The sequence below is a fragment of the Escherichia sp. MOD1-EC6162 genome (genome assembly GCF_002965125.1).
GTDB lineage: Bacteria > Pseudomonadota > Gammaproteobacteria > Enterobacterales > Enterobacteriaceae > Escherichia > Escherichia marmotae.
On the sequence record NZ_PTSB01000002.1, the window covers coordinates 126008 to 147450 of the forward strand.

Below are 21443 nucleotides of genomic sequence, written 5' to 3' on the forward strand. Positions count from 1 at the left end.
ATCAACAAAATATAGACAATTTGCTTAAAAGCTCTGCAAACGGTCGAAATGGTGCAGAAAATTACGTTTTACCTCTTGCCACCTTTCCACTCTGCCGCTAATATTCGTCCCCGTTGTCACCTACAACGTTGCGTTCATAGCTCAGTTGGTTAGAGCACCACCTTGACATGGTGGGGGTCGGTGGTTCGAGTCCAATTGAACGCACCATCCTGCGTCCGTAGCTCAGTTGGTTAGAGCACCACCTTGACATGGTGGGGGTCGGTGGTTCGAGTCCACTCGGACGCACCAGATTTTCTTAGTCTGGTCTCCTCATTTTTATTCCCTTATTTATTCTCTGTATCCAATACGTTAAAAGATTTACACTATTTTCGTATGTGTTATCAGAAGGAGAATAACGATGGCGACTTTGTTACAGCTTCACTTTTCATTTAATGGTCCCTTTGGCAATGAAATGGCCGAACAGCTTAAACCGCTTGCCGAGTCGATTAATCAGGAACCCGGTTTTCTGTGGAAGGTGTGGACGGAAAGTGAAAAGAACCACGAAGCCGGTGGCATCTATCTCTTTGCTGATGAAAAAAGCGCTCTTGCCTATCTGGACAAACATACAGCTCGCCTGAAAAATCTCGGTGTCGATGAAGTTATTGCCAAAGTTTTCGATGTCAATGAGCCACTGAGTCACATCAATCAGGCAAAACTCGCCTGACAGATCTTAATGAAGGGCGGTTAGCGCCCTTTTCATCCCTGTCTGAAATTTCTCATTTTATATAGATTTCAACCAAACTTATCTGATAACGCTAAATTCGAAAGAATGCACACAGGTAAGTAACAATGAAAAAAATCGCCATTGTGGGTGCCGGACCAACAGGGATTTATACTTTCTTCTCACTTTTACAACAACAAACGCCGCTTTCTATTTCCATCTTCGAGCAGGCCGACGAAGCCGGTGTCGGTATGCCGTACAGCGATGAAGAAAATTCTAAAATTATGCTGGCAAATATTGCCAGTATTGAAATACCACCGATTTATTGTACTTATCTGGAATGGTTACAAAGGCAAGAGGCCAGTCACCTGCAACGTTACGGCGTTAAAAAAGATACCTTGCACGATCGCCAGTTTTTACCGCGTATTCTGCTGGGTGAGTATTTTCGCAATTGCTTTTTACAATTAGTTGAACAAGCCCGACAGTTGAATTTTGAGATAAACGTGTATGAATCATGTCAGGTGACCGATCTGCAGGTCACAGACTCCGGTGTCATTCTTGCCACAAATCAGGAGCTACTCACAGAGACGTTTGATTTAGCGCTGATAGCTACCGGTCACGTCTGGCCTGATGAAGAAGAAGTCACCCGAACGTATTTCCCCAGCCCGTGGTCAGGATTACTGGAAGCGAAAATTGATGCCTGTAACGTCGGAATTATAGGCACATCCTTGAGCGGACTGGATGCAGCAATGGCGGTTGCCATTCAGCACGGTTCGTTTATTGAAGAAGATAATCAACACGTTCGCTTTCAACGCGATAGTAACAGTGAAAATCTGCATATTACGTTGATGTCCCGTACAGGTATTTTGCCGGAAGCCGATTTCTATTGCCCTATCCCCTACAAACCATTACGCATCGTCACAGAACAGGCTTTAAATAGAGAAATAGAAAAAGGTGCAGACGGTCTGTTGGATCGGGTATTCAAATTGATACAACAAGAAATTAGTTCTGCCGATCCTGACTGGAGTCAACGTATAGCGTTAGAGAGCCTCAATGTAGATACCTTTGCTCAAGCCTGGTTTGCCGAGCGTAAACAACATGATCCTTTCGGCTGGGCGGAAGAGAACTTAGCCGAAGTCGAGCAAAATAAACGGGAAAAACATACTGTCCCCTGGCGTTATGCCATTCTGCGTTTGCATGAAGCCGTACAGGAAATTGTGCCGCATCTGAATGAACACGACCATAAACGATTCAGTAAAGGACTTGCCAGAGTCTTTATCGATAATTATGCGGCAATCCCTTCAGAATCTATTCGTCGCCTGCTGGCCTTGCGCGAGGCGGGGATCATTCATATTCTCGCCCTTGGTGAGGACTACGAGATGGAAACCAACGAAACGCACACCGTTCTGAAAACAGCAGACAACAGCTACTCGTTTGATGTTTTTATTGATGCCCGGGGTCAACGTCCACTCAAAATACAAGATATTCCTTTCCCTGGGCTGCGCGAACAGTTGCAGAAAACAGGCGAGGAAATCCCTGATGTTGGTGAAGATTATTCGTTACAGCAGCCTGAAGAATTACGGGGGCGCGTGGCATTCGGCGCGTTACCCTGGCTGATGCACGACCAGCCTTTCGTTCAGGGGCTTACGGCTTGTGCAGAAATTGGCAAGGCTATGGCACAGGCCATCGCAAAGCCTGCTTCCCGTTCACGCCGGCGTCTTACGTTTGATTAAAGGTAAAGTTATCAGCACTCAACAAACTGATGTTGCTCATTGAGACGATAGCGAACTCCGGCACAAATATTATTTTCGCCTTCAACGGCGACGGCAAAGCGCACTCTTTCGCCGTCATGATATGCCAGCACGGCGCTGCAACCTGGACCGAGAATATTAGCCATGATTTTTCCTTTGCAAGACTCACACAGTAATATCTTTCCACTCGGTTATTTTTTACTTTTGGTATTTACGGTGGCCATCATCCACGGACATGCCGTAGTACAGGCACTACAGCCAATACGCTATAAATTAAAATACATATCGAAATTATGATAATTCCCTTTTATACCTTTCTTAAAACAAATCCTCATAGAGCAATAAAATAATAGAGGATGAAGTATTGCACTCCATCCCCAAACAATTATTTCACCAGTGCGTTAATAACTGTTTCCATCGCTTGCTTTTCCAATTCGCTACGCTGAATACGTTTATTTGCTAATGCTGTACGCAACACACCAGCGATGACTATGTGCTTTGGCTCCTGACCCAAATCGCGCATCTCCAGAACCACCTTCCCTACCACTCTGCACATTTCGCGGTACAGCTCGTCATCTTTTGTCCGGTTGCCCATTATTCATACCCATTTATCATGCCAGTCATCAGCATATATCAATCTCATCAATTAAACAAAAAACAAACAAAATCAAACAAATAACCCGATAAATTATTTTAATTGTATCAGTTGAATGGTATGACTTTGCGCCAGCAGACCTTCTCTCTCCAGCTATCGTTTTCACGTTGCGCAAACAGTGATGTTTTTGCGTAATCTCTTTCTGAGGACGTTAAATCTTTGATAACAATTTATTGTGAATATGGATGATTGTTTTTTGAAACGCTGTTTTTGTTTTCCTTTTGGATTAAATTCAGCGTATAATGCGCGCCAATTGACTCTTGAATGGTTTCAGCACTTTGGACTGTAGAACTCAACGACTCAAAAACAGGCACTCACGTTGGGCTGAGACACAAGCACACATTCCTCTGCACGCTTTTTCGATGTCACCTATCCTTAGAGCGAGGCATCATCACTTTCGTAATACCGGATTCGCTTTCCGGCAGTGCGCCCAGAAAGCAAGTTTCTCCTATCCTTCTCAACTTAAAGACTAAGACTGTCATGAAAAAGACCAAAATTGTTTGCACCATCGGACCAAAAACCGAATCTGAAGAGATGTTAGCTAAAATGCTGGACGCAGGCATGAACGTCATGCGTCTGAACTTCTCTCATGGTGACTATGCAGAACACGGTCAGCGCATTCAGAATCTGCGCAACGTGATGAGCAAAACCGGCAAAACTGCCGCTATCCTGCTCGATACCAAAGGTCCGGAAATCCGCACCATGAAACTGGAAGGCGGTAATGACGTTTCTCTGAAAGCTGGCCAGACCTTTACTTTCACCACTGACAAATCTGTTATCGGCAACAGCGAAATGGTTGCGGTAACTTATGAAGGTTTCACTACCGACCTGTCTGTCGGCAACACCGTGTTGGTTGACGATGGTCTGATCGGTATGGAAGTTACCGCTATCGAAGGTAACAAAGTTATCTGTAAAGTACTGAACAACGGTGACCTCGGCGAAAACAAAGGTGTGAACCTGCCGGGCGTTTCTATTGCCCTGCCGGCACTGGCTGAAAAAGACAAACAAGATCTGATCTTCGGTTGCGAACAAGGTGTAGACTTTGTTGCAGCTTCCTTTATCCGTAAGCGTTCTGACGTTATCGAAATCCGTGAACATCTGAAAGCGCACGGTGGCGAAAACATCCAAATCATCTCCAAAATCGAAAACCAGGAAGGCCTCAACAACTTCGACGAAATTCTCGAAGCCTCTGACGGCATCATGGTTGCACGTGGTGACCTGGGCGTAGAAATCCCGGTTGAAGAAGTTATCTTCGCCCAGAAGATGATGATCGAAAAATGTATCCGTGCACGTAAAGTCGTTATTACTGCGACCCAGATGCTGGATTCTATGATCAAAAACCCGCGTCCTACCCGTGCAGAAGCCGGTGACGTCGCGAACGCCATCCTTGACGGTACTGACGCAGTCATGCTGTCTGGTGAATCCGCAAAAGGTAAATACCCGCTGGAAGCTGTTTCTATCATGGCAACCATTTGCGAACGTACTGACCGCGTGATGAACAGCCGTCTCGAGTTCAACAACGATAACCGTAAACTACGCATTACCGAAGCAGTTTGCCGTGGCGCGGTTGAAACGGCTGAAAAACTGGATGCTCCGCTGATCGTCGTCGCAACCCAGGGCGGTAAATCTGCTCGTGCAGTGCGTAAATACTTCCCGGATGCAACTATCCTGGCCCTGACCACTAATGAAAAAACTGCACATCAATTAGTGTTGAGCAAAGGCGTTGTACCGCAACTGGTTAAAGAAATCACCTCTACTGATGATTTCTATCGTCTGGGTAAAGAACTGGCTCTGCAGAGCGGTCTGGCGCACAAAGGCGACGTTGTAGTAATGGTTTCTGGCGCACTTGTCCCGAGCGGCACTACCAACACTGCATCTGTTCACGTCCTGTAATATTGCTTTTGTGAATTAATTTGTATATCGAAGCGCCCTGATGGGCGCTTTTTTTATTTAATCGATAATCAGAAACAATAAAAAATCAAATCGGATTTCACTATATAATCTCACTTTATCTAAGATGAATCCGATGGAAGCATCCTGTTTTCTCTCAATTTTTTTATCTAAAACCCAGCGTTCGATGCTTCTTTGAGCGAACGATCAAAAATAAGTGCCTTCCCATCAAAAAAATATTCTCAACATAAAAAAGTTTGTGTAATACTTGTAACGCTACATGGAGATTAACTCAATCTAGAGGGTATTAATAATGAAAGCTACTAAACTGGTACTGGGCGCGGTAATCCTGGGTTCTACTCTGCTGGCAGGTTGCTCCAGCAACGCTAAAATCGATCAGCTGTCTTCTGACGTTCAGACTCTGAACGCTAAAGTTGACCAGCTGAGCAACGACGTGAACGCAATGCGTTCCGACGTTCAGGCTGCTAAAGATGACGCAGCTCGTGCTAACCAGCGTCTGGACAACATGGCTACTAAATACCGCAAGTAATAGTACCTGTGAAGTGAAAAATGGCGCACATTGTGCGCCATTTTTTTTTGCCTGCTAATGACTGCTATTGCGTCGCGCGTAACATATTTCCCTGCTCAGGCTCGCCATTCTGCGCTGACTCAACTGCGGACGCATTGCTGGCTGCGGGCGTCGCTCCGTTGCTCACCGCAACCGGATACCCTGCCCGACGATATAATGCTTTATCAACTAGCGTCTGATCTACCGCCTTATTATCTTTGAATTGTGTAAAACCAACGGGCAGTTTATACGGCATCGTCTGAACGTTCTGCTGTTCCTCTGCCGATAGCGGTCGATGCACTTCCACATAACGCATTCCGTTCGGTTCTACGGAGTATTTCACCGGCTCATTGATCACTTTAACCGGCGTTCCCGTTCTCACGCTGGAGAACAACGCTTTAATATCCGGCGCATTCATACGAATACAGCCCGAACTGACGCGCAAACCAACGCTGTCCGGCGCGCTGGTGCCATGAATAAGATACTCGCCATTACCATGCGCCAGGCGCAGTGCGTAGCGTCCTAGTGGGTTATTTGGCCCGGCGGGTACAACTGGCGGTAATTTGATGCCTCGCTCCAGTGAGCGTTGACGAATACCTGCAGTTGGCGTCCAGGTAGGATTCGGGATTTTTTGCCCTACCCGTGTTTCCATCACCGGCGTTTCCAGTCCCTGCAAACCAATTCCTATCGGGTAGACCTGTACGATATTTTCTCCCGGCGGATAATAATAAAGTCGCAGCTCAGCAAGGTTAACAATAATTCCCTGACGCGGCGCATCAGGTAATAATAATTGCGAAGGGATGGTTATCATCGTGCCAGGTTTTGGTACTGGTGCAATGGTGTTATTGGCTTCAAGGATCAACATTGCCGCAGTATCAAAACGTCGTGCGATAGCCTGAAGGTTTTTATCCCCCTCTTGAACCGTATAGGTTTGATTCTGCCCAACCAGTCGGCTTCCGGTTGGTGGAAGCGGATAATCTACCGCCCAGGCCGCGTGGATGGCGCTAAAAGCACCGATAAGAGTCAGTGTAAGCAGAGACGCGCGTTTCATTGTAAACCTCCTGTATTTGCCGGAGACTCACGCTGAGACGTCGGATGGTGCTTTTGCTTACCTGAAGCCAAAACACTCCTGTGCTGGCCAGAGTAAACATCGACCATCCGGCAATGTGAGTCATCCGGATGAAAGCTGTTCTTTTAGTTTAGCTAAGTGCAGCGGCTTTGGCGCGAATTGCACGAATCATCGCTTCCAGACCTTGTGAGCGAGACGGGGTGAGATGTTGGGTGAGCGCCATTTTTTCAAACCACGGACGCACGTCAAAATTAATAATATCCTGCGGCGTCATCTGGTCGTAGAGAATAAAGACGACCGCGATAAGCCCTTTCACAATGGCGGCATCGCTGTCGCCCTGTAATTCAATAATTCCCTGCGCATTCTGGCGCATCACAATCCACACCTGACTCTGGCAGCCCTGAATGCTATTTTGCGGACTTCTGTCTTCGTCACGTAATTCAGGCAGACGCTGGCCCAGCTCAATAATGTAGAGGTATTTTTCTTCCCAGTTGGTGCAACGTAAAAAATTACGCAGCAATTTTTCTTTATCTGGCAACACAGCCATAGAGCCTCCCTGTTATCCCAGCAGACGGTGAATACGTTGTAATCCTGTTACCAGACGATCCACTTCTTCATGGGTGTTATACATAGCCAACGATGCCCGACACATAGCGGGCACGTTGTAATACGCCATTAATGGCATCGCGCAGTGATGACCGGTACGCACAGCAATGCCATAGTTATCAAGAAAACTGCCGACGTCATAGGCATGATGTTTACCGAGATTAAAGGCAATAACGCCAAGTCTGTTCTGTGGGCCATAGAGAGTAAGATCCGGCACTGCTGCCAGTTGTGACAGCGCGTAATGCATCAGATTCTGTTCATACTCAGCAATGTGCTTAAGCCCCAGCGCCGAAACATATTCCAGCGCCGCGCCAAGTCCAATAATGCCGCCGGTATTGGGCGTACCTGCTTCAAACCGCCACGGCGCTTTGGCCCAGGTGGTGCCTTCGCTAAGACTAACGGTGGCGATCATTGATCCGCCCCCTTCCCACGGCGGCATCTCCTGCAACAAGGCTTCTTTAACATAAAGAATGCCAATCCCGGTGGGACCATACAGTTTATGCCCGGAGAAAACGTAGAAATCGCAATCCAGCGCCTGCATATCCACCGGATGATGCATCACTGCCTGAGCGCCATCCACCAGCACTTTTGCGCCATGCTGATGCGCAAGAGCAATCATTTCCGGTAGCGGATTTTCCGTCCCCAGCACATTAGACACGTGAGTAATCGCCAGCAGGCGGGTTTTCTCATCGAACAGATTAGGCAGCGTCTCCAGTTGCAGCGTACCATCGGGGTTGAGGGGGAGCACCCGCAACTCTGCACCAACGCGCGCACAAAGCATTTGCCAGGGAACGATGTTAGCGTGGTGCTCCATCTGACTGATAATGATGTTATCGCCCGCCCGCACGTTGCTGTTGCCCCAGCTATTGGCCACCAGATTGATGCCTTCCGTTGTACCGCGAACGAACACCAGTTCTTCCGCCGAGCGGGCATTGATAAACAGCGACGCCCGCTTGCGCACGTTCTCCATTTTCTCGGTCGCCTGGGCGCTCAACGTATGAATACCGCGATGCACCGCCGCATAGCCGTGACGATAGAACCCGGCTTCAGCGTCAATCACCTGGCTCGGTTTCTGCGCGCTGGCGGCGCTGTCGAGATAAGCCAGCGGCAGACCGTTCACCTCACGCGAAAGTACCGGAAAGTCGGCCCGCACTTTGTCGACGGAAAAAGTCATCTTGCACCTCCCGGCAGCCGTTGACCGATACGGGCCAGCACCTGCTGTTTAAGCCCCTCATCACGCAATGCTTCTGTCAGTTCAGCAGCAAAGGCGTAGATAATCATCTGCAGGGCATCCTGCTGATTGATCCCGCGCGAACGCAGATAGAACATCTGTTCGTCATTGATGCGCCCGACCGTTGCACCGTGGCTACATTTCACATCATCAGCATAGATTTCCAGTTGCGGTTTGGTATCCACTTCCGCCAGCTTGCCCATCAACAGATTATTGTTGGTCATCTGGCCGTCAGTTTTAATGGCGTGCTGCGCGACGTTAATCAAACCATTAAATACCGCGCGCCCTTTGTCGCTGACGATGGTTTTGTGCAACTGACGGCTGTTACAAAACCCTTTATTATGTTCAAGCCAGGTGCGGGTATCACATACCTCGTTTTTCACCGGCATCGCCAGGCTATTAATACGTAACGTGCTGTTTTCGCCATTGAGTTGCGTACTGGTGTTATGGCGTAAAACAGCGCCACCAAGCAGGAAACTGTGGCTAAATGCGGTGGCATCGCCCGCCAGCAGCAAATCGTTATGTGCAAAGTGGTGGCTTACAGGATTTTCAAACGCGAGCTTGATATGCTGCAAGTGGGCGTTCGCGGCAACGTTGATAGTGAACCGCGCTCCGGTAAAATGACGAGCGTCATTCAGGCTGACAAAATGTTCAATCACCGTGGCTTCGGCACCTTCCGCCAGATCCAGATGATGCCGATAGTGGGCGGTGTTCACTTCTTCACCTGCCACGCCCTGGGTAATATGCATTAACAGCAATGGCTTCGCGGGCCGTTGACCGCGCTTCACGGCAATATGTGTCACGCTTTGTGCCAGGCTTTCCGTCAGATGCAGAAACACTTCCGGCTGTATGGCATCAGGCAGTCCCTGACGTTCGTCGTTAATACTCACCTCATAGCCGCTGCCTTCGGTCGTATCGCTAAGTGATGGCACGTAGCGTCCATCGACAAACACCAGCCGCACGGCGTCTAAAGTGAGTGCTAAAGCATCTCGCTGTTGCGGGGATATCTCACCCGCAATGCTGACAAACTGGCTATTGGTCAGCCCTTCCAGTGGCGTATATTTCCAGTGCTCATGTTTACGTGTCGGCAGTCCGGTACGCAGCAGTTGTTGTAAATGCTGCTGTGCTTGCGGGGAGCGTTTCGCCCCTCCGACCTCAAACAAATGATGCCACTGTTGCAGCATGTTACTGCTGTTCGCTAAGCCAGCCATAACCCTGCTCCTCCAGTTGTTTGACCAACGTGAAATCACCGGATTTCACAATTCGCCCCTGATACAAAACATGGACATAATCAGGTTTGATGTAATCAAGAATGCGCTGGTAATGCGTAACGATGATGAACGAGCGTTTGCCATCACGCAGCGAGTTCACACCATCAGCAACCACTTTTAATGCGTCAATATCCAGCCCGGAGTCCGACTCATCAAGAATACACAGTTCCGGCTCCAGCACGGCCATTTGCAAAATATCGTTGCGCTTTTTCTCGCCCCCGGAAAACCCAACGTTAACCGAACGGGTTAATAAATCTTCCGGCATTTTCAGCAGGGCGATTTTCTCTTCCATCAAATCCTGAAAATCGAAGCGGTCGAGTATTTCCTGGCCGCGATAGCTGCGCACCGCATTGAGCGCCGTTTGCAGGAAAAACTGGTTACTGACGCCAGGGATTTCCACCGGATACTGGAAGGCCATAAAGATACCTTCACCTGCACGATCTTCCGGCGACAACTCAAGCAAATCTTTGCCTTTAAACTCAACCGTCCCCCCCGTCACTTCATAATCTTCGCGCCCGGCAAGCGTTGCCGATAAGGTACTTTTCCCCGAACCGTTTGGCCCCATAATGGCGTGAACTTCACCTGGACGAACGTCGAGGCTTAATCCGCGCAGGATAGCTTTATCTTCCACGCTGACGTGTAAATCTTTAATACTTAACATATTTATTCCTTATCCGACGCTATGTTCAAGACTAATGGCGAGGAGTTTTTGTGCTTCAACGGCAAATTCCAGCGGCAGTTCAGAGAACACATCTTTGCAGAAACCGTTAACAATCATCGAGATGGCGTCCTCTTCACTGATCCCGCGTTGCAGGCAATAAAACAACTGATCTTCGCCAATGCGCGACGTAGTCGCCTCGTGCTCCAGTTGCGCGCTGTTATTGCGACACTCGACATACGGGAAAGTATGCGCCCCGCAGTTAGCGCCAATCAGCATTGAGTCGCACTGAGTGAAATTGCGCGCATTGGTTGCCGTTGGCATGATTTTCACCAGGCCGCGATAACTGTTCTGGCTGTGCCCTGCGGAGATCCCTTTCGAGATAATGGTCGATTTGGTGTTCTTACCGATGTGGATCATCTTGGTGCCGGTATCAGCCTGCTGATGGCCACTGGTCAGCGCCACCGAGTAGAACTCACCGATTGAGTTATCGCCGCGCAGAATGCAGCTTGGGTATTTCCAGGTAATCGCTGAACCGGTTTCCGATTGCGTCCACGACATTTTACTGTTTTCTCCTTCACACAAGGCGCGCTTGGTGACGAAGTTGAGAATACCGCCAGTATTGTTATCGCCTGGGAACCAGTTTTGCACCGTGGAATATTTCACCTCGGCGTTTTTATGGATGATGACTTCCACCACCGCCGCGTGTAGCTGATAGCTATCTCGCACTGGTGCGGAGCAGCCTTCGATGTAGCTGACATAACTGTCTTCGTCGGCTATCAGAATAGTGCGCTCAAACTGCCCGGTTTTTTCTGCGTTAATACGGAAATAGGTCGAAAGTTCCATTGGGCAGCGCACACCTTTAGGTACATAAATAAACGTACCGTCGGAAGCTACTGCCGCATTGAGTGCGGCAAAGAAATTGTCATTACCTGGCACCACAGTGCCGAGATATTTCCTCACCAGTTCCGGGTGTTCATGAATCGCTTCGCCAAAGGAGCAGAAGATGATCCCTTGCTCTGCCAGTTTTTCACGGTAGGTGGTGGCAACCGAAACAGAATCGAAAATGGCATCCACCGCCACCTCTTTGCCTTCACGCACCGGTACGCCCAACTGCTCAAATGCCGCTTCCACCTCTTTACTTAAAAAAGCGTTCGCACCCGTTTGTTGCACGGCACCAGGTTCCGACGCACAAGTATCATCACAGTTACCGCACGATGGTGCCGAGTAATAGCTGTAATCCTGATAATTCAGCTTGTCATAGTGGCCTTTCAGCCAGTGCGGTTCTTCCATCTCCAGCCATGCGCGGTAGGCATTGAGCCGAAATTCCAGCATCCATTCTGGCTCATTACGCTTAGCCGAAATTGCGCGCACCACTTCTTCGTTTATGCCCTTAGCCAGCTCATCAGTGGCTAACTGGGTGAAGAATCCTTCTTTATAATTCAGTGGGCCGCCGGTCCAGGTTTTGACATCGTCAGTTGCTTCAGTATTACGAGACATAGTACCGCCTATACCCCAAAGCTTTCGCCACAGCCACATTCATTCTGGGCTTTCGGGTTGTGAAATTTGAATATCTGATTAAGTCCTTCGTGAACGAAATCGACTTCCGTGCCATCAATAAACGGCATCGCTTGCAGCGGGACGAACAACTTCGCGCCGTCGTGTTCAAACAGCAGATCGTCTTTGTCCGGCTCGCTGACGCTGTCGAGTACATAGCCAAAGCCCGCACAGCCCGTTTGTTTAACACCTAATCGCACGCCGACCATGCCCGACTGCTTCGCCACCAACTCACGGATGTGTGCTGCCGCTGCCGGTGTTAGCGTTAAGCCTTGCCAGGCGAAATCCTCTGGATTAAACGTTCCTGAATGCATGTCCATCGATTTACCTCACTTAAATCGCTTACCGCGGATAACAGCATGTTAGTGATAATGATTATCAGTTCAACCCAGCAAACGCAGGGGCTTTCCCATAAAACATGCTTTTTGCCTGCATTTAATAAGCATAGACCCTGATTTGTGGGTTAACAGGCACGCTAAGAATTAGGTATCTCATTGTTAGATAATGATTATTATAGAAATAGAGTTAAGGCGGTGATGGAAAAGGAAAAGTTGTATCGAAAATGACTATTTAAGGGATAGGTAAAAAAGTAGCGAGTTCAGAAATAAGAAAACCCTTAAGTCTGTTCGACACAGACTTAAGGGTTTCTACCCCATCCGGCGCTTATCTCCGGCACTCACAGTGGCTTAGCTCTTGAAGGGGCGATAAGAATAATCTCATAAGACCAGGCCACCGTTTTAACACAAACTGCGATTTGTATTCTTTTTAAGCGAGATCAAGCGGGTAAAATAAGCAGCATTAAGGAAGCCGTCGAGCCTGGACGGAGGTTAATCCAGGTCGATTTGGCGAGCTTTCGGCATTACACCACAATCAATGCACGCCCAGACGCCAGGCGAAGTAGATTTCTTCTTTTAATTCAGCAGAAGAGAGTGTGAGCAGGTCAGCGAATTCAAGTTCTAATTGTTTCAGTCGTTTGAGATATTGGGCAGGAGAAAGATTGCTCTGGTCACGGCGTAAAAATTCCATAGCCAGTTGGGTGGGATCAAGTTGAGTAGACATAGCATCCTCGTTTGTAGACAAGACCTGCACAGTATACCACCGTTTACTGCGCAGATAATAACCAAAAACAATATGCGTCACATTTTTCTGGTGACAACGTCACAAAATGGCGGTCGTCAATCGTGACGAACAGCACAAACGCTCTTTCTCATCGAAGATTTCAATCTGCCAGACCTGGTGCCTTGAACCGAGATGCAGCGGTTTGCAAACGCCGCGAACCCGCCCTTCTCGCGCCGACCGGACATGGTTGGCATTGATTTCCAGACCAACGACTTTTTGCTCGCCTTCGGTACATAAATAACCGGCAACGGAACCGATACTCTCAGCCAGAACCACAGACGCCCCGCCATGCAGCAACCCAAAAGGCTGCTTCGTCCGCTGATCTACTGGCATTGTCGCTTCCAGCGTGTCATCACCAATATGTTCAAAGCGAATATCCAGTAACCCCACCATGTTTCCTTCACCCATGACATTCAGCGCCTCAAGGGTGATTTTACGTTTCCATATCATTTAATAATCTCCAGTAATGCCTGCACAGGATGGCGTACCCCCGTGCCTTCAACCCGTTTTACCTGGCTTCGGCAGGAATATCCGGTTGCCAGGCAGCGATTACGCGGCAGTCGCTGCATCGCCTGATGCCAGGATAACTCATAGATCCCGAGCGAATTTTTATGATTTTTCGCTTCATGTCCGTAAGTCCCCGCCATGCCGCAGCAACCCACACTGACATTTTCCAGCTTCGCGCCAAAACGGGCAAATATCGTGGCCCACTGCGCTGGCGCACCCGGCAAGGCGGTGACTTCGGTACAGTGGCCAAAGAAATACCACGGCTCGCCACTAACCGCTGCCACCGGCTGTGGCTGAAGTGCGTTTGCCAGCCATTCATTTGCCAGTAAGACCTGAAAATCACCGCGCTCCTCGCCCAGCGTCAGCTTATATTCGTCGCGATAACAAAGCACCAGAGCTGGATCGACGCCCACCATTGGCATTCCCAGCTTCGCCATGCGGTTGAGGAAATCCGCCGTCTTTTTCGCTGTCTTTGCAAAACGATTGAGAAAGCCTTTGATATGCTGCGCTTTACCATTTGGTGAGAACGGCAGTAACACGGGCTGGAAACCTAATTTCTCGACCAGACGGACAAAATCCGCTACCACCTGTGCATCGTAATAACTGGTGAAAGGGTCTTGCACCACCAGCACCGTGCGTGCTTTCTGCTCAGCATTAAGCACTTCAAGCTGTTCCAGCGTCATGTTTGCCGAGCGATGCCCCACCATTTGTTGTTGCAACGACGGCACCGAAAGCAGCGGCAAGTCGACCATGCCGATATGTTTTTTCGACAGTTTGCGCACCAGCGGTTGGTTAATGAAGAAGTTAAACGTCTTCGGCGCTCGCGCCATCAGCGGCGCATAACTCTCGACCGTCACCACCAGATGGTCACGCAGCGGGCGTAAATAACGGGTGTGATAAAGTTGCAGGAAACGAGAGCGGAACTCCGGCACATCAATTTTGATAGGGCACTGGGTTGAACAGGCTTTACAGGCCAGGCAGCCAGACATCGCCTCTTTGACTTCGTGGGAGAAGTCATACTCACCTTTATTGGCATGCCAGCTATTACGAGTGCGGGCAATCAACGTGCGCAAACTGGCTCGCGTTTCAGGCAGTTCTTGTTCCAGTTTTAATGGGTCAACACCACGGTCAGCCAGCAAACGCAACCATTCGCGCACCAGCGTCGCGCGCCCTTTCGGTGAATGGATACGATTCTGGGTTATCTTCATCGACGGGCACATTGGGCTACGAGCATCAAAGTTGAAGCATAAACCGTTGCCGTTACATTCCATTGCCCCGCGCCACTGCTGACGAACTGCGATAGGGATCTGCCGGTCAAACGTACCGCGTTTCACCGCGTCCACTTTCATCATCGGCGCGTCGATACCTTCTGGCGGACAAATTTTCCCCGGATTAAGCCGATTATGCGGATCAAACGCCGCTTTAACTTTGCGCAGTTCAGCGAAAAGTTCCTCACCGAAAAACGCCGGGCTGTATTCGGCACGAAAACCTTTACCGTGCTCCCCCCACAACAAACCACCGTATTTCGCGGTAAGCGCCACCACGTCATCAGAGATTTGTTTCATCAAAATCTCTTGTTGCGGATCGCACATATCCAGCGCCGGACGGACGTGCAAGACCCCCGCATCGACGTGGCCAAACATACCATAGCTTAAACCGTGACTGTCGAGCAGTGCGCGAAATTCAGCAATATAATCCGCCAGATGTTCCGGCGGTACGCAGGTATCTTCGGCAAATGGGATCGGTTTGGCTGCCCCTTTAGCATTGCCAAGCAGGCCAACAGCTTTTTTACGCATCGCATAAATGCGCTCGACTCCAGCCAGCTCACGACACACCTGCCAGCCGATCACGCCCGCTTGCTGGCTGGCGATCAGCTCATCCAGCCGCGCACAGAGTGCGTCTACCCGCTCGTCGATCAACGCCTCATCGTCCCCGGCAAATTCAACAATGTTCAGCCCGAGCATCTCTTTGTCGGGCACATCGGTAATCAGTTCGCTAACGGAATGCCAGACGATATCTTCCCGCGCCAGATTCAGCACTTTAGAGTCCACCGTCTCTACTGAAAGCGCGCGCGCCTCAACCATAAACGGCGCATTACGCAGCGCGGAGTCAAAAGAGTCATATTTGACATTCACCAGACGGCGCACTTTAGGCAAACGAGTAATATCCAGTCGCGCTTCGGTAATAAAGGCCAGCGTCCCTTCTGAACCCGTCAGAATACGAGTCAGGTCGAACTCGGTCATCTCATCGTTAAAGACATGGCGCAGATCGTAACCGGTAAGAAAACGGTTAAGTTTGGGGAACTTGTCGATAATTAACTGCCGCTGCTGGCGGCAGCGTTGATAAACCGTTTTATAGATACGCCCGATAGCGGTGTTGGTTTTACCCAGCGTTTCAGCCAGTTCTACGGGTAAAGGTTGCGTATCGAGAATATCGCCCCCCAACAACACCGCCCGCACGCCCAGCACGTGATCTGACGTTTTGCCATAGACCAGCGATCCCTGACCGGAAGCATCGGTATTAATCATCCCGCCAAGCGTTGCCCGGTTGCTGGTCGAAAGTTCCGGTGCAAAGAAATATCCGAACGGTTTCAGATACTGGTTAAGTTGATCTTTAATCACCCCAGCTTCAACGCGCACCCAGCCCTCTTCAGGATTAATTTCGATGATGCGGTTCATATGGCGAGACATATCAACAATAATCCCCTGGTTGAGCGCCTGACCGTTAGTGCCGGTGCCACCGCCGCGTGGGGTGAAGATCAGCGATGAATAGCGTTCCTGCGCAGCCAGACGGGCGATTAACGCCACATCTGCGGTTGAACGTGGAAATACCACCGCATCGGGGAGAAGTTGGTAAATGCTGTTGTCGGTCGACATTGTCAGACGATCGGCATAACTTGTCGCCGTATCGCCAGTAAAACCCTGTTGCTCCAGCTCTTGCAAAAAATTAAGCACCAGTTGAACGACGCCGGGTGCCTGGGAAATCTGTGGAATCATTATATTGACCCTTTCCTGCGGTCTGTGATGAGAGATTAATCGTTTGCGTGTTATGTCACTTGTTGTACCACATTTTTTTCTTACACGCCCATCAGAATTAAGGGCAGAATCGGCCTGTTAAAAACCGCTGAAATTGCTCATCATTATGCAGGTGAGTTTCACGTGTTCACGTCGCGTCGACGATTTGACGCACAAAAAAGGTGAAAAGTAGTTATGGTAAATGTTCGTCAGCCCAGGGATGTCGCACAAATTCTGCTTTCGGTGCTGTTTTTAGCCATCATGATTGTGGCATGTCTGTGGATTGTTCAACCCTTTATTCTCGGCTTTGCATGGGCCGGTACGGTGGTTATCGCCACCTGGCCGGTATTGTTACGTTTGCAAAAAATCATGTTTGGCCGCCGCTCTCTCGCCGTTCTGGTAATGACGCTGTTGTTGGTGATGGTGTTTATCATCCCTATTGCCTTACTGGTTAACAGTATTGTCGATGGCAGCGGTCCGGTAATTAAAGCCATTTCCAGCGGTGACATGACGTTACCCGATTTAGCGTGGCTTAATACCATTCCGGTGATTGGCGCGAAGCTGTATGCAGGCTGGCACAATTTGCTGGATATGGGGGGGACGGCGATCATGGCGAAAGTCCGTCCTTATATTGGCACCACCACCACCTGGTTCGTCGGACAAGCGGCACATATTGGTCGCTTTATGGTGCATTGTGCGCTGATGCTGTTATTCAGCGCCCTGTTGTACTGGCGCGGTGAACAGGTAGCGCAAGGTATTCGCCATTTTGCGACTCGTCTGGCAGGCGCTCGCGGTGATGCCGCTGTACTGCTGGCGGCGCAGGCTATCCGCGCAGTAGCGCTGGGCGTTGTGGTGACTGCGTTAGTACAAGCCGTTCTTGGTGGGATCGGTCTGGCCGTTTCCGGCGTTCCTTACGCCACACTGCTGACGGTATTAATGATCCTCTCCTGCCTTGTCCAGCTTGGTCCGTTGCCGGTGTTGATTCCGGCGATCATCTGGCTTTACTGGACCGGCGATACCACCTGGGGCACGGTATTGTTAGTGTGGAGTGGCGTGGTCGGCACACTGGATAACGTTATTCGCCCGATGTTAATTCGCATGGGGGCAGATTTACCGCTCATCCTCATCCTCTCCGGGGTCATCGGTGGTTTGATTGCCTTCGGTATGATCGGCTTGTTTATTGGTCCGGTACTTCTGGCTGTTTCCTGGCGTCTGTTTGCCGCGTGGGTGGAAGAAGTCCCGCCGCCGACTGACCAGCCGGAGGAAATTATCGAAGAACTGGGCGAAATTGAAAAAACGAATAAGTAAATCTCTCATCAGGCGGCTTTGCCGCCTGATTGTTAATCAGGGCTAATTAATATTTCCTTTTTTTCATTCACCCTCTTGCTTACTGCCATTCAGCAACGCTTACCTGTCGCAAATCCTTTACAGTTTTTAAACTAATGAGACGAATCTGATCGACGCAAAAAGTCCGTATGCCTACTATTAGCTCACGGTTATAAATCAACATATTGATTTATAAGCATGGAATCCCCTGAGTGAAAAACGAATTGCTGTGTGTAGTCTTTGCCCATCTCCCATGATGGGCTTTTTTTTAACACTTTTTCGCCCCAACAACTCGCCTCTCGATATCTCCAGGAATATTGCACAAGATACTGTGATTCTCTTCAAGCCGTTAGCTGGCTGATAGTGCTATTTATATTTTATCCTTTTATTCATGCAGCCATTACACAATGAACGCTTATGAACTCCAGGCACTACGCCATATTTTTGCCATGACTATTGATGAATGCGCGACCTGGATTGCCCTGACGGGTGACAGTGAAAGCTGGAAACAGTGGGAAGACGGCAAACGCGCCATTCCTGATCGCGTTGTTGAACAACTACTGGCTATGCGTCAGCAAAGAAAAAAACATCTTCACGCTATCATAAAGAAAATAAATAACCGCATCGGCAATAATACCATGCGTTCCTCCCCTGACTTAACTGCGTTTCAACGTGTCTACCCTGATGGCAATTTTATTGACTGGAAGATTTATCAATCGGTAGCCGCTGAATTATATGCGCACGACCTTGAGCGTCTTTGTTGATATTTTAACGGGAATCAATAGCCATTATTACAAGAATAATGACCGGATATTGACGCAACATCGCCACACTTTTTAAAGCAAAATTGCTAAGTGGAACTTATGAAAATGCTGTTTTTATTTGGTATTCCTGCCTGCCCGAATTTAACCCTCGCTTACTGTCTGGCTGTGTGCGTCGGTATCGCCAACTCAGCACTGGATACTGGTGGCTACCCCGCGCTGATGGAATGTTTCCCGAAAGCCTCCGGTTCAGCGGTAATTCTGGTTAAAGCGATGATCTCATTCGGGCAAATGTTCTATCCAATGCTGGTGAGTTATATGCTGCTGAATAACATCTGGTACGGCTATGGGTTAATTATCCCAGGCATATTATTTGTACTTATTACATTGATGCTATTGAAAAGCAAATTCCCCAGCCAACGGGTTGATGCTGGCGTTGCCGGAGAATTACCGCAAATGAACAGCAAACCGTTAGTCTGGCTGGAAGGTGTTTCATCGGTAGTGTTCGGTGTCGCGGCATTCTCGACCTTTTATGTGATAGTGGTGTGGATGCCCAAATATGCGATGGCATTTGCCGGTATGTCGGAGGCCGAGGCTTTAAAAACCGTATGGGTTCGCTGGTCTGTGTCTTTATCTTTGCTGCGCTACTGAAAAAATGGTACGCCCCATCTGGGCTAATGTTTTTAACTCTGCGCTGGCAACGATCACTGCCGCCATTATCTATCTCTACCCTTCTCCGCTGGTGTGTAATGCCGGAGCCTTTGTTATCGGTTTCTCTGCTGCTGGCGGTATTTTACAGCTCGGTGTTTCGGTCATGTCAGAGTTCTTCCCAAAAAGCAAAGCCAAAGTCACCAGTATTTATATGATGATGGGGGGATTGGCTAACTTTGTTATTCCACTGATTACCGGTTATCTGTCGAATATCGGCCTGCAATATATCATCGTTCTCGATTTCACTTTTGCTCTGCTGGCTCTGGTGTTAATTATGGATGTTACGGCTAAATATGAATTAATTGGGCTGATGGCTTATCCTATCCGCCATAGCTTATCGCCTGAAATGCAGAATAAAGCCTGAGAAAAAGCGGGATTGCCATTTACCTATATGGCCTTTGAGGTGGATAACGACAGCTTTGCCGGTGCAATTGAAGGATTAAAAGCCTTGAAAATGCGCGGAACCGGTGTGTCGATGCCAAACAAACAACTGGCGTGTGAATATGTTGATGAATTAACGCCAGCGGCAAAACTGGTGGGGACGATCAATACCATCGTCAATGATGACGGCTACCTGCGCGGCTATAACACTGACGGCACGGGTCATATTCGCGCTATTAAAGAGAGCGGTTTTGATATCAAAGGCAAAACTATGGTGCTTTTAGGTGCCGGTGGTGCATCAACGGCAATTGGCGCTCAGGGTGCAATTGAAGGTTTAAAAGAAATTAAACGCTTTAACCGTCGGGATGAGTTTTTCGATAAAGCCCTCGCCTTCGCGCAACGGGTTAATGAAAACACCGATTGTGTCGTAACAGTCACCGATCTTGCCGACCAGCAAGCCTTTGCTGAAGCGCTGGCTTCTGCCGACATTTTAACCAACGGCACAAAAGTAGGAATGAAACCCCTTAAGAATGAGTCTTTAGTTAATGATATCAGTTTGTTACATCCAGGACTTCTGGTCACTGAATGCGTGTATAACCCGCATATGACGAAGTTATTACAGCAGGCGCAACAAGCAGGTTGCAAAACGATTGATGGATACGGCATGTTGTTGTGGCAAGGGGCTGAACAGTTCACGTTATGGACTGGCAAAGATTTCCCTCTGGAATACGTTAAACAGGTCATGGGGTTCGACGCCTGACAGGCTGACCGCGTGCAGAAAGGGTAAAAAATGAAAACCGTAACCGTAAAAGATCTCGTCATTGGCACGGGCGTACCAAAAATCATCGTCTCGCTGATGGCGAAAGATATCGCCAGCGTGAAATCTGAAGCTCTCATCTATCGTGAAGCGGACTTTGATATTCTGGAATGGCGCGTGGATCACTTTGCCGACCTCTCCTGTGTAGAGTCGGTCATGGCAGCGGCAAAAGCTATCCGTGAGATAATGCCGGAAAAACCACTGCTGTTTACCTTCCGCAGCGCCAAAGAAGGCGGTGAGCAGGCACTTTCGACAGAAGCGTATATTGCGCTCAATCGCGCAGCCATCGACAGTGGTCTGGTCGATATGATCGATCTGGAGTTATTTACCGGCGATGATCAGGTTAAAGAAACCATCGCCTACGCTCACGCGCATGATGTGAAGGTTGTCATGTCCAATCATGATTTCCATAAAACGCCAGAGGCCAAAGAAATCATCGCCCGTCTGCGCAAAATGCAGTCCTTCGACGCCGATATTCCCAAAATTGCACTGATGCCACAAAGCACCAGCGATGTGCTGACATTACTTGCCGCGACCCTGGAGATGCAGGAACAGTATGCCGATCGTCCAATCATTACGATGTCGATGGCAAAAACTGGCGTAATTTCTCGTCTGGCCGGTGAAGTATTTGGTTCGGCGGCAACCTTTGGCGCAGTAAAAAAAGCCTCTGCGCCGGGGCAAATATCGGTGAATGATTTACGCACAGTATTAACTATTTTGCATCAGGCATAATAAATAACGCTCCGGCGGGAACTTCCTTACCCGCCGAAATAAAAGTAAGTATTTTAAGAGTATTTAATAAAAATATTCCGTGAATATCTGCGCGCTATTTTTCTGGCTGACGCAGGGAA

At 49.0% G+C, this 21443-nt stretch carries 20 protein-coding genes, 2 tRNA genes, 1 other RNA gene and 3 pseudogenes; 13 read left to right on the top strand and 13 right to left on the bottom strand.

Annotated features, from left to right (window positions below; translation table 11 throughout):
• The first annotated feature begins 130 nt into the window (after nt 1–130).
• From A9587_RS02625 to A9587_RS02640, 4 genes are all read left to right on the top strand, one after another.
• Nucleotides 131–207: transfer RNA gene (locus tag A9587_RS02625), tRNA-Val, on the top strand.
• Nucleotides 208–211: 4 nt separating this feature from the next.
• Nucleotides 212–288, top strand: a tRNA-Val gene (locus A9587_RS02630).
• Nucleotides 289–397: 109 nt separating this feature from the next.
• Entirely contained in the window at nt 398–703 is a 306-nt protein-coding gene (locus tag A9587_RS02635) for a monooxygenase (RefSeq protein ID WP_001516325.1), read from the top strand.
• A 125-nt stretch (nt 704–828) separates the two neighbouring features.
• Nucleotides 829–2433 (top strand): FAD-NAD(P)-binding protein, encoded by a 1605-nt coding sequence (locus tag A9587_RS02640; protein ID WP_061091130.1) that lies wholly within the window; start codon nt 829–831, stop codon nt 2431–2433.
• Between the two features lie 11 nt (nt 2434–2444).
• Here A9587_RS02640 and A9587_RS24610 read toward each other — a convergent pair.
• From A9587_RS24610 to fumD, 3 genes and pseudogenes are all read right to left on the bottom strand, one after another.
• Nucleotides 2445–2591, bottom strand: a pseudogene (locus A9587_RS24610) (protein YdhT); the annotation flags it as partial.
• A gap of 54 nt (nt 2592–2645) precedes the next feature.
• Nucleotides 2646–2714: pseudogene (locus A9587_RS24940) on the bottom strand (ferredoxin-like protein); the annotation flags it as partial.
• Between the two features lie 122 nt (nt 2715–2836).
• On the bottom strand, nt 2837–3046 hold the full coding sequence (fumD, locus tag A9587_RS02650) for a fumarate hydratase FumD (RefSeq protein WP_000528337.1): 210 nt from the start codon (nt 3044–3046) through the stop codon (nt 2837–2839).
• A 338-nt stretch (nt 3047–3384) separates the two neighbouring features.
• Here fumD and ynhH point away from each other — a divergent pair, with 338 nt between their 5' ends.
• From ynhH to lpp, 3 genes are all read left to right on the top strand, one after another.
• Complete coding sequence (gene ynhH, locus A9587_RS25400; protein ID WP_242664678.1) at nt 3385–3579, top strand: protein YnhH; 195 nt, start codon at nt 3385–3387, stop codon at nt 3577–3579.
• 7 nt (nt 3580–3586) lie between these two features.
• A complete protein-coding gene (gene pykF / locus A9587_RS02655; RefSeq protein ID WP_000751442.1) occupies nt 3587–4999 on the top strand; it encodes a pyruvate kinase PykF in 1413 nt (470 codons plus the stop codon).
• Between the two features lie 310 nt (nt 5000–5309).
• On the top strand, nt 5310–5546 hold the full coding sequence (gene lpp, locus A9587_RS02660; protein ID WP_000648420.1) for a murein lipoprotein Lpp: 237 nt from the start codon (nt 5310–5312) through the stop codon (nt 5544–5546).
• Between the two features lie 64 nt (nt 5547–5610).
• Here the strand turns inward: lpp and ldtE are convergent, their stop codons facing one another.
• The 10 genes from ldtE to ydiJ form a co-directional block, all read right to left on the bottom strand.
• Nucleotides 5611–6615: a L,D-transpeptidase LdtE gene (ldtE, locus tag A9587_RS02665; RefSeq protein ID WP_000817073.1), complete on the bottom strand. Its 1005-nt coding sequence runs from the start codon at nt 6613–6615 to the stop codon at nt 5611–5613.
• Between the two features lie 148 nt (nt 6616–6763).
• On the bottom strand, nt 6764–7180 hold the full coding sequence (sufE, locus tag A9587_RS02675; protein ID WP_001516323.1) for a cysteine desulfuration protein SufE: 417 nt from the start codon (nt 7178–7180) through the stop codon (nt 6764–6766).
• Between the two features lie 12 nt (nt 7181–7192).
• A complete protein-coding gene (gene sufS, locus A9587_RS02680) occupies nt 7193–8413 on the bottom strand; it encodes a cysteine desulfurase SufS (RefSeq protein WP_105263206.1) in 1221 nt (406 codons plus the stop codon).
• Entirely contained in the window at nt 8410–9681 is a 1272-nt protein-coding gene (gene sufD / locus A9587_RS02685) for a Fe-S cluster assembly protein SufD (protein ID WP_000907679.1), read from the bottom strand. The genes sufS and sufD overlap by 4 nt, the downstream gene beginning before the upstream one ends.
• A complete protein-coding gene (gene sufC / locus A9587_RS02690) occupies nt 9656–10402 on the bottom strand; it encodes a Fe-S cluster assembly ATPase SufC (protein WP_016248669.1) in 747 nt (248 codons plus the stop codon). Before sufC ends, sufD begins: the two co-directional genes overlap by 26 nt.
• Nucleotides 10403–10411: 9 nt before the next feature.
• A complete protein-coding gene (sufB, locus tag A9587_RS02695) occupies nt 10412–11899 on the bottom strand; it encodes a Fe-S cluster assembly protein SufB (protein WP_001516322.1) in 1488 nt (495 codons plus the stop codon).
• 8 nt (nt 11900–11907) lie between these two features.
• Nucleotides 11908–12276 carry a Fe-S cluster assembly scaffold SufA gene (gene sufA, locus A9587_RS02700; protein WP_000367150.1) on the bottom strand — a complete coding sequence of 123 codons (369 nt, stop codon included), beginning with the start codon at nt 12274–12276 and terminating at the stop codon, nt 11908–11910.
• Between the two features lie 550 nt (nt 12277–12826).
• The gene (locus tag A9587_RS02705) at nt 12827–13015 is read right to left on the bottom strand and encodes a YdiH family protein (RefSeq protein ID WP_001516321.1); all 189 of its coding nucleotides are present in this window, start codon (nt 13013–13015) and stop codon (nt 12827–12829) included.
• A gap of 99 nt (nt 13016–13114) precedes the next feature.
• Nucleotides 13115–13525: a 1,4-dihydroxy-2-naphthoyl-CoA hydrolase gene (gene menI / locus A9587_RS02710; protein WP_000637992.1), complete on the bottom strand. Its 411-nt coding sequence runs from the start codon at nt 13523–13525 to the stop codon at nt 13115–13117.
• A complete protein-coding gene (gene ydiJ, locus A9587_RS02715) occupies nt 13522–16578 on the bottom strand; it encodes a D-2-hydroxyglutarate dehydrogenase YdiJ (RefSeq protein ID WP_105263207.1) in 3057 nt (1018 codons plus the stop codon). The genes menI and ydiJ overlap by 4 nt, the downstream gene beginning before the upstream one ends.
• 213 nt (nt 16579–16791) lie before the next feature.
• Between ydiJ and ydiK the strand changes: the two genes are divergently transcribed.
• The 6 genes and pseudogenes from ydiK to aroD all read left to right on the top strand — a co-directional run bounded on the left by ydiK (nt 16792) and on the right by aroD (nt 21324).
• Nucleotides 16792–17904, top strand: coding sequence for an AI-2E family transporter YdiK (gene ydiK / locus A9587_RS02720; RefSeq protein WP_001516319.1), 1113 nt, complete (start codon nt 16792–16794; stop codon nt 17902–17904).
• A gap of 184 nt (nt 17905–18088) precedes the next feature.
• Nucleotides 18089–18194: antisense sRNA RprA (gene rprA, locus A9587_RS02725), an RNA gene on the top strand.
• Nucleotides 18195–18329: 135 nt separating this feature from the next.
• Nucleotides 18330–18686, top strand: coding sequence for a YdiL family protein (locus A9587_RS02730; protein WP_105263208.1), 357 nt, complete (start codon nt 18330–18332; stop codon nt 18684–18686).
• Nucleotides 18687–18782: 96 nt separating this feature from the next.
• Nucleotides 18783–19689: pseudogene (locus A9587_RS24365) on the top strand (MFS transporter); the annotation flags it as partial.
• A gap of 81 nt (nt 19690–19770) precedes the next feature.
• On the top strand, nt 19771–20535 hold the full coding sequence (gene ydiB, locus A9587_RS02745; RefSeq protein WP_272896979.1) for a quinate/shikimate dehydrogenase: 765 nt from the start codon (nt 19771–19773) through the stop codon (nt 20533–20535).
• 30 nt (nt 20536–20565) lie between these two features.
• On the top strand, nt 20566–21324 hold the full coding sequence (gene aroD / locus A9587_RS02750; protein WP_085448837.1) for a type I 3-dehydroquinate dehydratase: 759 nt from the start codon (nt 20566–20568) through the stop codon (nt 21322–21324).
• Nucleotides 21325–21443 lie beyond the last annotated feature (119 nt).